The 12655-nt window shown below is 39.1% G+C and carries 11 protein-coding genes; 3 read left to right on the top strand and 8 right to left on the bottom strand.

Annotation, left to right across the window (positions count from 1 at the left end; translation table 11 throughout):
* Window positions 1-54 precede the first annotated feature (54 nt).
* From plsY to DNK84_RS03865, 3 genes are all read left to right on the top strand, one after another.
* Window positions 55-657: a glycerol-3-phosphate 1-O-acyltransferase PlsY gene (gene plsY, locus DNK84_RS03875; protein WP_119343256.1), complete on the top strand. Its 603-nt coding sequence runs from the start codon at window positions 55-57 to the stop codon at window positions 655-657.
* 79 nt (window positions 658-736) lie between these two features.
* Window positions 737-1609 carry a bifunctional methylenetetrahydrofolate dehydrogenase/methenyltetrahydrofolate cyclohydrolase FolD gene (gene folD, locus DNK84_RS03870; RefSeq protein ID WP_119343255.1) on the top strand — a complete coding sequence of 291 codons (873 nt, stop codon included), beginning with the start codon at window positions 737-739 and terminating at the stop codon, window positions 1607-1609.
* Window positions 1610-1630: 21 nt separating this feature from the next.
* Window positions 1631-2206 carry a tetratricopeptide repeat protein gene (locus DNK84_RS03865; RefSeq protein ID WP_119343254.1) on the top strand — a complete coding sequence of 192 codons (576 nt, stop codon included), beginning with the start codon at window positions 1631-1633 and terminating at the stop codon, window positions 2204-2206.
* Between the two features lie 94 nt (window positions 2207-2300).
* Here DNK84_RS03865 and DNK84_RS03860 read toward each other — a convergent pair whose 3' ends face one another.
* From DNK84_RS03860 to proB, 8 genes are all read right to left on the bottom strand, one after another.
* A complete protein-coding gene (locus DNK84_RS03860; protein WP_119343253.1) occupies window positions 2301-3566 on the bottom strand; it encodes an NCS2 family permease in 1266 nt (421 codons plus the stop codon).
* 26 nt (window positions 3567-3592) lie between these two features.
* Window positions 3593-4912, bottom strand: coding sequence for an NCS2 family permease (locus DNK84_RS03855; protein ID WP_235826815.1), 1320 nt, complete (start codon window positions 4910-4912; stop codon window positions 3593-3595).
* 63 nt (window positions 4913-4975) lie between these two features.
* Complete coding sequence (locus DNK84_RS03850) at window positions 4976-6295, bottom strand: S41 family peptidase (protein ID WP_119343252.1); 1320 nt, start codon at window positions 6293-6295, stop codon at window positions 4976-4978.
* Window positions 6296-6382: 87 nt separating this feature from the next.
* On the bottom strand, window positions 6383-6670 hold the full coding sequence (locus DNK84_RS03845; RefSeq protein ID WP_162902202.1) for an HU family DNA-binding protein: 288 nt from the start codon (window positions 6668-6670) through the stop codon (window positions 6383-6385).
* A gap of 8 nt (window positions 6671-6678) precedes the next feature.
* Window positions 6679-9048 (bottom strand): phenylalanine--tRNA ligase subunit beta, encoded by a 2370-nt coding sequence (pheT, locus tag DNK84_RS03840; protein ID WP_119343250.1) that lies wholly within the window; start codon window positions 9046-9048, stop codon window positions 6679-6681.
* 72 nt (window positions 9049-9120) lie between these two features.
* Window positions 9121-10137: a phenylalanine--tRNA ligase subunit alpha gene (gene pheS, locus DNK84_RS03835; RefSeq protein WP_119343249.1), complete on the bottom strand. Its 1017-nt coding sequence runs from the start codon at window positions 10135-10137 to the stop codon at window positions 9121-9123.
* A 93-nt stretch (window positions 10138-10230) separates the two neighbouring features.
* Window positions 10231-11499, bottom strand: coding sequence for a glutamate-5-semialdehyde dehydrogenase (locus tag DNK84_RS03830; RefSeq protein ID WP_235826814.1), 1269 nt, complete (start codon window positions 11497-11499; stop codon window positions 10231-10233).
* A gap of 2 nt (window positions 11500-11501) precedes the next feature.
* On the bottom strand, window positions 11502-12641 hold the full coding sequence (proB, locus tag DNK84_RS03825) for a glutamate 5-kinase (protein ID WP_119343247.1): 1140 nt from the start codon (window positions 12639-12641) through the stop codon (window positions 11502-11504).
* Window positions 12642-12655 lie beyond the last annotated feature (14 nt).

The raw sequence follows: 12655 nt of genomic DNA, 5'->3' as shown, positions 1-12655 counted from the left end.
TAAACAAAGCCTGGAAACTCATCAAAATAAAAAACATAATCATGGATAAAATCAATGCTTACATTTGTCTTGTTGTTAATCATAGCTTACCTTTTTGGCTCAATTAACTGCGCTATTTTGACCTGCTTTGTGCTGCGGCTGCCTTCACCAAGAACCATAGGTTCAGGCAACCCAGGTGCGACCAATGTATTACGTTTAGGTGGTAAAAAAGCCGCGATTATTACGCTATTAGGTGATGCCTTAAAGGGTTTTATCCCCGTACTTGGTGCACATTTTTTTGGTTTAACAGAAATACAAATTGCCACGGTTGCGCTTTTTGCAATCCTTGGGCATATATTTCCCGTCTTTTTTGGCTTTAAAGGCGGCAAAGGGGTGGCAACCTTAATCGGTGTTTTATTTGGCTATAACTGGCTTATTGGTGCAATATTTGTTATCAGCTGGCTTGTTTTAGCCTTTTTAACCCGTTACTCCTCTTTGTCCGCGCTTATTGCAACCATTATTACCACTTTGTGTACCATAATTTTTTATGGTGTATACAGTGCAGCCCCTTTTATTATTATTGCAATACTTGTTATTATCCGCCATCAAGAAAACATCAAACGCCTATTATCAGGCACTGAAAGCAAGATTGGGCAAAAGAAATCCTCCTTGCCTTAAAGCAACAAAAACCCTTTGTCAATAACCCATTGTATCAATATAATAGCAACCCAGAGCAATGGGTTTTAAAGGAACCAAAATGAGCAAAATCATTGATGGGAAGTCACAAGCCAAGCAATTAAGAGCATTAATCAAACAAAAAGTAAACTTACGTAAACAGCAAAACCAGCGTGTACCAGGATTGGCAGTTATTATCGTTGGCAATGATCCTGCATCAATGATTTATGTTCATAATAAACGAAAAGCGTGCGAAGATGTGGGTTTTGTGTCCAGAAACTATGATTTAGAGACCTCTATCAGCAATGACGAACTTCTTGCTTTAATCGATCAATTAAATAAAGATGCAACAATTGATGGTATCCTAGTACAACTGCCATTACCTGCACATATTGATACAGAAAAGGTACTTGAAGCAATAACACCCGATAAAGATGTTGATGGCTTTCATCCTTATAATGTTGGCAAACTGTTACAGCGCAACCCTTTATTACGACCTTGCACACCAAAAGGCATTATGACACTGTTGGAAAATACATTGGGTGATCTCAAAGGCAAGCATGCTGTTATTGTCGGTGCATCAAATATCGTTGGCAGGCCCATGTTATTAGAGCTTTTGCTGGCTGGGGTTACCGTAACCGCTTGTCACCGACACACATATGATCTGACTGAACACCTTCAGCGTGCAGATATTGTTGTTGCAGCCGTTGGCAAACCTAATTTCATTCATGGTAAAGACTTAAAGCAAGGCGTAACTGTTATTGACGTTGGTATTAATCGATTAGATAATGGTAAGATTGTTGGTGATGTAGATTTTGACAGCGTGAAAGATAAAGCAGCCTATATCACGCCAGTGCCAGGTGGCGTGGGCCCTATGACGATTGCAACCTTGCTTGAAAATACACTATTTGCCTGTGAACAATTACACCGTAACGCTAGTCATTTAAATATTTAAAATACAAAGGTATAAAGCACAATGCGTTTTAGATTGAGAAAACCCTCCTTTTTAACCATAAGCGTATTATTTATGCTTGTGATTACCGCATTTGGCATCTTTATGCTTTACCCACAACAAACCAAAGCCGCCAAAGAAGTCGTTGCCTCTCAATCAACACTGACCACAAAAACAGCTAAAAAAAATACCTGCGAAGGTGAAAACTGCCAGATCAAGCAAGCACCAATTGCTCACCTTACGCCCAAGGAAGCTTTTATAAAAGGGGTACAATTCTCGCAAAATGGAAGCCAAGGTAGCAACATGACAAAAGCAGTTAATTATATTCAATACTCTGCTGCAACAGGATATGCTGAGGCTCAATTTAAACTGGGTCTTATGTATTTCCAGGGTGTCGGTGTTCAAGCCAACTCTGCAGTGGGTTTTTACTGGATTCAAAAGGCTGCTAGAAACGATTATCCAGAAGCACAGATATACCTTGCCTATATGTACAAAAAAGGTATTGGTGTTCCGGTTGATATGTTTCAATCCAATTACTGGCTGCGCCAGGCAAAACGAAATGGTATTGACGTTAATATCACCTCGTTAGATTTTATGTAATCTGAATTGCTCGCACATCTTACCTGCACTTTAATGATCAAATGACTTTCAATGACATTAAAATGATTAAAAAGCAACAAACCGTAATCACCACTCACATCCAGGTGATTTTCTGCCTATCTTGAAACAAGGCAGCAATAAACCAGGTTAACATTCCCCACACAATTCCCTCAGAAATTGACAGTGTCAGTGGCATCAATACAATCGTAATAAAAGCGGGTAAGGCATCGGTTGCATCACTCCAGTCAATATGCTTAACCGAGCACATCATAAAACTGCCGACAACAACAAGTGCTGGCGCCACCACAAACATTGGAATCATTTGCACTAATGGCGCTAAAAATAAGAAAGGTAAGAATAACAGCCCTACCACAACCGCAACAAAGCCTGTTTTACCACCTGCAGCCATACCTGTTGCTGATTCCACATATACAGAAGCCGGTGAACTACCACAGATACCTGAAAAAGTCGCCGCAATTGAATCAACAATTAAAGACTGCTTTATGCGTATCGGCTGGCCTTTATCATCAAACCAATCTCCTGCTTGCGCCAGACCAATAAGCGTTCCTGTACTATCAAAGATATTAATGAATAAAAAGGTAAAAATCGCTGGCAGCAAAGAAATTTTCAGGCTGCCAAGCCAGTCTATTGCAAAAAAAAGTGAAAAATCAGGTAACGCAAAAAAGTGTTTAGGTATGATTAATAGTGTACTTTCCCCCCATAAGCGTCCAAATGGCAAAGCAATAACACAGCCAATAACAATCATTAGCAAGATCGCAGCTTTAATGCGCAATGCAAAAAGCGCCGTTAGAATGACAAAACAAAGTAAAAACACAAATGTTGATTCGCTTAAAGGTGTTATCTCCAAAAGTCCTGAAGGCGCTTGGTGAATAAATCCTGCATTATAAAAGCCAACCAAGGCAATGAATATTCCAATACCAGCACCAATACCATGCTTAACGGCATTGGGAATCCCAGCCAATATTTTGGTGCGTACGTTAAAAATTGCCAGAAAAACAAAAATCACCCCAGACCAAAAAACCGCCCCTAACGCCGTTTGCCAGGGGATTCCCCAGGCTTTGACAATCGTATAGGTAAAAAATACATTCATGCCCATTGCTGGTGCTAGTGCATAGGGGTTTCTTGCATAAATACCCATCGCGATTGATGAAAATGCTGAAATAATCACCGTGCTTGTTACTAAAGCCGCCTCAGGCATTCCAGTTTGCGAGAGAATTTTCGCATTGACAACGATAATATAAAGCATTGCTAAAAAAACAGTTATACCTGCAATCGTTTCAGTACGGTAATTTGTCTGGTACTGATCAAAACCAAAATAGCGCTTTATTACTTCAAACATAACAATCTCACCCCAATATAATTAAACTAAATAACTTTCAAGGAACTTAACATTATCAAAAAACAGCAAAAAGTAATCATACACGACATCACACTTAATTGCCTGCGATCATGAAATAAAGTAATTAAAAACCATGAAACCATACCCCATACAATCCCTTCTGAAATCGATAGAGTCAGCGGCATCAGCACAATCGTCACAAAAGCAGGAATTGCCTGAGTCAAGTCATTCCATTTTACATACTGAATGGATGACATCATCAAACACCCGACCATTACAAGCGCAGGTGCAACAACGAATAATGGGACCATTATCACCAAGGGTGATAAAAATAAAAATGGCAAAAACAAGAGCCCAACAATAACAGCAACAACACCAGTGCGTCCACCTGCTGCAATACCGGTTGCTGATTCTACAAAAATTGCCGTTGGCGTGTTACCGATAACACCAGATAAGGAAGCTGCCACTGAATCAACTAATAAAGATTGTTTAATCCGAATTGGCTGCCCTTTATCATCAAACCAGTTACAGGTATGGGCAAGTCCTAATAACACACCGGTACTGTCAAAAATATTGATAAATAAAAAAGTAAAAATTGCAGGCAGTAAAGCTACTTTTAAGCTGCCCAACCAATCAATCGCAAAGAATAAAGAAAAATCAGGCAATGCGATTAAATGTTCGGGGACATGAATTAATGCGAAATTACCGAACAAATGACCAAATGGTAAAGAGATCAAGCAACCAATAACAATGGTGATCAACATTGCACCACGAAATTTTAAAGCCATTAAAATTGATAAGATGAAAAAGCAGCTGATAAAAACAAAGGTTTGCTCGGATAGCGCGGTTACCTCTAAAAGTCCTGAAGGTGATTGATGAATAAACCCGGCATTATAAAAGCCAACCAAGGCAATGAATATCCCAATACCAGCACCAATACCATGCTTAACGGCATTGGGAATCCCAGCCAGTATTTTGGTGCGTATGTTAAAAATTGCCAGAAAAACAAAAATCACCCCAGACCAAAAAACCGCCCCTAATGCCGTCTGCCAGGGGATTCCCCAGGCTTTAACAATCGTATAGGTAAAAAATACATTCATACCCATTGCTGGTGCTAATGCATAGGGGTTTCTTGCATAAATACCCATCGCAATTGATGAAAATGCTGAAATAACGACCGTGCTTGTTACTAAAGCTGCCTCAGGCATTCCGGTTTGTGACAGAATCTTTGCATTGACAACAATAATATAAAGCACAGCCAAAAAAGTAGTTATACCTGCAATAATTTCTGTGCGCCAGGTTGTGCTATTCTCAGAGAATTTGAAATATTTTTCTAATAACGACATGTATGAACGATACTAATCTCACCAAGGGGCTTATTGTAGCATGAAATCGGATACTGAAAAGTCTTATTCTTGATTTTTTGTTAGACTGACTGCTTTTAATATTTTCAACGCCTGAAATAGTTGGTAATCTTTTAGGTATAATGCATCGTCATCTTGATAACGCTTTTTATATGACTTAAGCTTTTGGCTAAAATTATCAGCCGTATTATTATCACTCAACGCGTTTGAATAACTTGATTCTTCAAACATCACCATTTCTTTTTCACGACCTTCTTCATCCTGGATGAACTGCTTTTGTTTTATAATAATATCTGGAATAATGCCCTGGCCTTGTATACTGCGACCTTTTGGCGTGTAATAACGTGCTGTTGTAAGCTTTATTGCCGTATCTCTAGAAACAGGGATCACCGTTTGCACAGAGCCTTTACCAAATGTTTTCTCACCAACGATAATTGCTCGTCTGTGATCCTGCAGCGCACCGGCAACAATTTCAGAAGCAGATGCAGAACCCATATTAACAAGCACAACCAAAGGCAGTTTATTACTATAATCCTTTGTGATGACATAACTGGTTAATGACTCCTCAGGCGTACGTGACTTAATATCAACAATTTTGTGCTTAACCGAAAGTGGGTTTTCTAAGAAAATATCACTCACACCAACGGCTGCTTCTAACAGACCACCAGGATTGTTCCGTAAATCCAGCACAAGCCCCTTTAATGGTATTTTATTTTTAACCTGCAATTGATCAATTTGATTTTTAACATCTTTTGCAGTGTCTTTTTGAAATTGGCTGATACGAATATAACCATAGTTATCCTCAAGTAGTTTTGCTGATACAGAATCAACGATAATAGTCTCGCGTGCCAAGGTTAGTTGGATTGGCTTTGCAACTTTTGCACGCAAAATTGTGAGTTTTACTTTTGTCCCAGTCTCGCCACGCATATGAGAAACAGCCTCATCAAGCGTCATTCCTGAGACCACATGGTCATCAATTTTAATAATCAAATCGCCAGGTTGAATGCCTGCCTTATATGCTGGGGTGTTATCAATAGCGGAGATAACTTTAATCACATCATCGCTTTTGGTTACATGCATCCCAAGCCCTGCAAATTTTCCTGTTGTCGATAGCTCTAAATCTACCAAATCATTTTTGCTTAAGTATTCTGAATGTGGATCCAATGATTGCAACATTCCATCGATTGCTGCCTCAAAAATTTCCTTATCCGACAACTCTTCAACATACATTTGTTTAACAAGCTGGATACTGCGTGAGAGTTTCTCAATTTCTTCTTCACTGATTTTGTCAGATGCCGCAAAAACGCCCACAGCATAAAAAAGACAACTGTAACAGCAAAGAATAATTAGTATTATTTTTTTCATCACATCTACCCACCTTACACAACTTATACCTTTAGTGCAGTACACTTGTAAGTTTTATTATCACTTAATAAACACGAAGTAGCGTATTTATGGCTGGTTCAGCCGTTTTTTTAACGCATCGCTCGGTTTAAATGCTACCCTTGTTAACGCCGGAATTTGAACGGTTTCTTTTGTTTTGGGGTTTCTTCCAAGTCTAGGTGATTTTTGTTGAATTTCAAACTTGCCAAAGTTCTTCAAACGTATGTGATGCCCTGTTGACAAAAGCGCTGTCAAGGTTGCAAAAAACTGCTCAACACAGTGATTTGCGCCAGCAGTGTCCATCGCCATACCCTGTGACACTGCATTGACCAAATCCTTCTTTGTCAATGTCTTCATCATAGTGCCTAAGCTCTAAGCGTTGCGTTATATGTTGTTGATAACAACTCGATAATCTGCCCTGTCATTTTTGTGATTTCATCATCCGTTAAGGTATGTGTATCTGCCTGAAAGCTTAAGCTTAATGCAATACTCTTTTGATCTTCTGCAATATTCTGCCCCGTATAGACATCAAAAGTATCAACCTGTTTGAGCATACTGATACCTGCATGATGAATTGTATCAATAATGCTTTGAGCTGGAATCTCTTGATTCACCGTAATGGCAAGGTCACGAACAACTGATGGGTATTTCGATATTGGTTGAAAGCTTGAGACTTTTTTATCTAAAAGCACTGCCGCATCCATCTCAAAAACAATTGGCGCTTTTGCTTTAATTTGCATTAATTTTAATACAGAAGGATGTAAAACACCAATAAGTCCTACGCTTTGATTACCTTGATAAATATAAGCTGACTGGCCAGGGTGTAACCATTTTATGTCATCACAAACCCCAAAATGATAAGGCTTCTGTGTTAAAGACAACAAAGCTTCAACATCTGATTTAACCGTATAAAAATCACTTGCTTTTTTATCTTGCCAGTTCAATGGCGTTAATGCACCAAAAGCAAGACCTGCTATTTTCTGCGTCTCATTATAACTACCTTGCTTATTTGGATGAAAGCAAACGCCGGTTTCAAACAAGCGAATACGTGGCTGCTGGCGGTTTAAATTTGATTTAAAGCTCAATAGCAATCCTGGTATCAGGCTTTGTCGCATAACGGACATGTCTTGAGAAATAGGATTTTGCAACATAAGACCTTTTTGATCAAAGAAAAACGCATCAAGTTTTGGCTCGATAAAACTATAATGAATTGTTTCATAAAATCCGCGATCGATAAGTGCTGTTTTCAATCGAGACTCTGCAACACCTTCTTTTACTGTTTGCGCTGTTAATTGCATTTTTGGCATACTTACAGGCAAGTTTTGATACCCATATAAGCGCCCTACTTCCTCAATCAGATCTTCTTCAATTGCAATATCAAAACGATAGCTAGGTGGGGTTACCTGCCAACTACTTTGAGATAACTTATGCCAATTCATGTTTAAACGTGTCAATGTTTTTTCGACAAATGCCTCATCAAGGCTGACACCCAAAATTCGATTAACACGGGATAAAGACAGATTAACCTTTGGTGGATTAAAAGTAAAATCGGATGCCATCGATACTTTTGCTGGTTTACCTCCTGCAATATCAGTAATCAGTGCTGTTGCATATTCAATAGCCTGTTTGGCAAGCATTGGATCAACGCCACGTTCATAACGATGAGATGAATCCGTATGCAAACCATATTTTCTGGCTTTCCCCGCAACATATTCAGGTGCAAAATAAGCACTTTCTAAAAAAATATTTTTTGTATTATTATCCACACAAGAATCTAAACCACCCATTACACCAGCAATAGCTTGGGGCTTATGCTCATCTGCAATAACAAGTGTACCCTCTAAAAGCGTCACCTTTGTTTCATCAAGCAAAACAATTTCTTCAGCTTCTTTAGCAAAGCGGATATAAATCTCATCACCTAATTTATCTGCATCAAAAGCATGCATTGGCTGACCAAGTTCTAACAATACATAATTGGTAATATCCACGATCACAGACACCGGTCGAAGCCCGCTTCGGCGCAGGCGTTCTTGCATCCATAAAGGTGTTTTAGCATCAAGGTTAATATTTTCTATTAAACGTCCATAATACTGCGGACAGGCTTTTGTTGCCTGCAAGGTGATTTTCTTTGTCTTTTCAGTAACAAAAGGCTGCGGTATGATTTCTAATGGTTTTAAATGAATCCCCGTTAAAGCCGATACTTCCCTGGCAATCCCATAAACACTTAAACAATCCGCTCGATTAGGCGTTAAATCCACTTCAATGCTAACATCATCAAGCGCTAAATACTCGCGAATATCAGCACCAACAGGTGCTTCTTCAGGCAGCTCAAGCAACCCTTCAGCATCCTCAGCGATTGTCAGCTCCTTTGCCGAGCACAGCATGCCAAAAGATTCCTGGCCACGAAGCTTGCTTTTTTTGATTTTAAAATCACCTGGAAGTACCGCACCAATCAAAGCAACAGGCGCTTTCATTCCTTCATAAATATTCGAAGCACCACAGACAATTGTCAATAAATTCTCTTGGTTAACATCAACTTCACAAATATTTAATTTATCCGCATCTGGATGTTTTTTTATCGTAATAATCTGGCCAACAACAACACCTTGAAATGGTTGGCTTACCGCATCAATCGCATCAACTTCTACGCCAGCAAGCGTTAATTTCTCTGCCAGTGCCTTTGTTTCTAATGTTTCATCTAAAAAACAATCCAACCACTTTTGGCTAAACTTCATTATTTTAAATCCTTAATTTCATCTATTTCTATTTTTCTAAAGATACAAACGATAATTTATCTGCCATGTATTTTATTTAAACTGTTGCAAAAAACGCAGATCATTTTCAAAAAACAAACGTAAATCATTAATACCATAACGTAACATTGCCAAACGCTCAACGCCCATACCAAAAGCAAAACCCTGGTACTTTTGTGCGTCAATACCACCTGCTTTTAATACATTAGGATGTACCATCCCACAACCTAGAACCTCTAACCATCCGGTTTCTTTACACACGCGACATCCTTTCCCATCACACATCACACATTCCATATCTGCCTCTGCAGAAGGCTCTGTGAAGGGGAAATAAGAAGGACGAAAACGCATCTTTAAGTCTTTCTCAAAAAAAGCGCTTAAGAAAGCTTTTAGCAACCCTTTTAAATCCGCAAATGATGCTTGCTCATCAATCCACAAACCTTCCACCTGATGAAACATTGGCGTATGTGTAATATCAGAATCACAACGATATACACGCCCTGGTGCAATCATACGAATCGGTGGTGATTGGTTTTCCATGGTGCGAATCTGCACACCGGAAGTATGTGTTCTTAACACTGCATTTGGGTTAAAATAAAAGGTATCATGCATGGCGCGCGCTGGATGATGATCGGGAATATTCAATGCTTCAAAATTATGATAATCATCTTCAACCTCTGGGCCATACTCAGTTGCAAACCCCATCTTCATAAAAAATGACTCAATCCGTTGAAGACTTGTGCTAATTGGGTGCAATGCACCTGGCTGCTGACCGACACCTGATAACGTAATATCGATTTTTTCTGCTTGTAGCTTTTGCGCCAATTCTGCAGAGTCTAGATTCTCAAGCTTACTATTAATGGCTTGTTGAAGGGTGTTTTTTGCTATGTTGACGGCTTGCCCAAGTTTTGGTTTTTCCTCATTAGGTAAAGTCGCTAACAACTTCATTAAACCTGTCAGCTCCCCTTTTTTACCTAAATATTGTATTCGTATTTGATCTAAATCCTGTTTATTCTGTGTTTTTTCAAGCTCAGCCAATGCTTTTGACTGAATTTCTTCAACAATCTGCATGTATCTTACCTTTGTCAATCAATAGGCAACATTATATACCACCCATAAACCATTTTACAGTATTTCTTGACTTAACTGGTAAAGCAAAAACAGCTAATTACGCGTTGAACCATCACTTGTGACACAATATTTAAAAGTTGTCAGCTGCTGAACCCCAACAGGCCCTCTGGCGTGGAGTTTTCCCGTTGAAATACCAATCTCAGCACCCATACCAAACTCCCCACCATCAGAGAACTGTGTTGAAGTATTATGCATGACAACTGCGCTATCTATTTCTTGAAAAAACAGCTCAGCAGCACTTTGGTCTTCTGTGATAATGGCATCGGTGTGATGAGAGCCGTACTTGTTAATATGATCGATTGCTTCTTGAATACCATTAACCGATTTTATTGAAACGATCGCATCTAGATACTCTGTTGACCAATCCTGTTCACAGGCCTTTTCACAAGTGAAATCTTCAGAGAAGATCTGATACAAAAAACTATCCAGATAAAGCGCGCAACCTTGTGCCTGCAACGCTGCTAATAATTTTGGCAAATGTATATTGATAATTTTTTTATCTATCAAAATGGTTTCTGTTGCACCACAAATTGACACACGGCGCATTTTTGCGTTAACACAAACATCAACTGCTTTATCGATATCGGCATCTTGATGAATATAGCTATGACAAATACCATCCAAGTGTTTGAATAAAGGAATTTTGCTGTGTTTGGTTAAATGCTCGATTAAAGCTTTACCACCACGAGGGACAATTACATCGATATAACGATCCTGCTGCACCAGATAATCAATCGCTTGTCTTTCTTGTACCGCGACCATTTCAATAGCCTCAGTGGGCATACCAGCCGCTAAAAGTCCCTCATGTAATGCCGCCATAATCGCCCTGTTAGAATGTAAACATTCTGAACCACCACGCAAGAGCACCCCATTGCCAGATTTTAAACAAAGTCCTGCCGCATCTACTGTCACATTTGGCCTTGACTCATAAATTACCGCAATCACCCCAAGTGGAACACTGATTGCTTTAATATCAAGTCCACTTGGGCGGGTTGTGTGTGATAGTATCTTATTCAATGGATCAGGCTGTTTTGAAATCTCAATCAATCCTGCCGCCATTTTCTCAATACCGATCTCATCCAACGATAATCGGTCGATCATTGCCAGCGATAAGCCTTTCTTATGCGCATTTTTGATATCTTCATGGTTGGCATATAAAATGGCTTTTTTATGTCTAAGCAATGCTTCTGCCATTGCTTTTAATACCTTGTTTCTTACATCATCAGTGCTTACTGCGAAGTATTTTGCATTTTCTTTGACCAAACGACATTGTTGTTGAATCTTCTCTTGTACTGTTTTCATGTTTATACCACTACCATATCATTTCGATGCACAACGGCTTTTACATTTTTATTATTTAAATACATTTCAATCTGCTGGCGCGTTTTGCCTTTTATTTTATCAAGCGTTTCCTGACTAAAATTCACCATACCAACGGCAATAACCTGCCTGTTTTGATCACAAATATTGACAATATCGCCTTTTTTAAACATACCATCACAGGCGGTTACACCGGCAGCAAGCAGACTATTACCAAGCAACAGCGCCTCAACGGTTCCAGCATCAACAACAATCTGTCCTTGATGCTGCAAATGATGAGCCAACCAGCGCTTTTTGGCATTTTGTGTTAAAGGCTGCGCCTTAAAAAGCGTATATCGCTCCTGTTTTAAAAGATGGGCTATCGGGTTTTGGATATTGCCACGACATAAAATCATATCACAGCCATTTTTTGTGGCGATTTCTGCAGCCATAATCTTTGTTATCATGCCACCAGAGCTAATTTTTGTGTGGCTTTGTCCTGCCATTGAACGAATATCTGCATCAATTTTATCAACAATTGGGATAAACTTCGCCGTTTTCTCAAAGTGAGGATTTGCACTATAAAGCCCATCAATATCTGATAAAAGAATTAATAAATCAGCCTCAACCATCTGTGCCACCCGTGCTGCCAAGCGATCATTATCACCATAGCTGATTTCAGTCGTTGCTACCGTGTCATTTTCATTAATAATCGGCACAACATTAAACTTCAACAGCGTTTGTAATGTATTTTGCGCATTGATATAACGATGCCTTGTTTCACTGTCATCAATACTCAATAAAACCTGTGCCACATTCATTTTATAATCATAAAATATCCGCTTATAGGCGTTAGCCAGTTGAATCTGCCCAATACTTGCTGCAGCTTGCTTTTCAGCTAATGTACACTTTCGATTCGTACAACGTAAAATCTGACGTCCTAAAGCAACTGAACCAGAAGAAACAATAATAACTTCAATCCCTTTTTCTTTTAAAGAAGCAACATCATAAGCCAATGCATTAAGCCAGGTTTCATTTAATTGATAACCAGCATCAACCAATAAGGCTGAGCCTATTTTAATGATAATTCGTTTTTTTTGTTCAATATGGCTACGCATGGGTTTGTTATTATCACGATACTTCATTTAACTATATCACA

This window comes from Facilibium subflavum (assembly GCF_003574485.1).
GTDB classification, from domain to species: Bacteria; Pseudomonadota; Gammaproteobacteria; order Francisellales; family Francisellaceae; genus Facilibium; species Facilibium subflavum.
The sequence above is the reverse complement of the archived record's forward strand: the minus strand, read 5'-3'. Positions and strand labels throughout refer to the sequence as shown.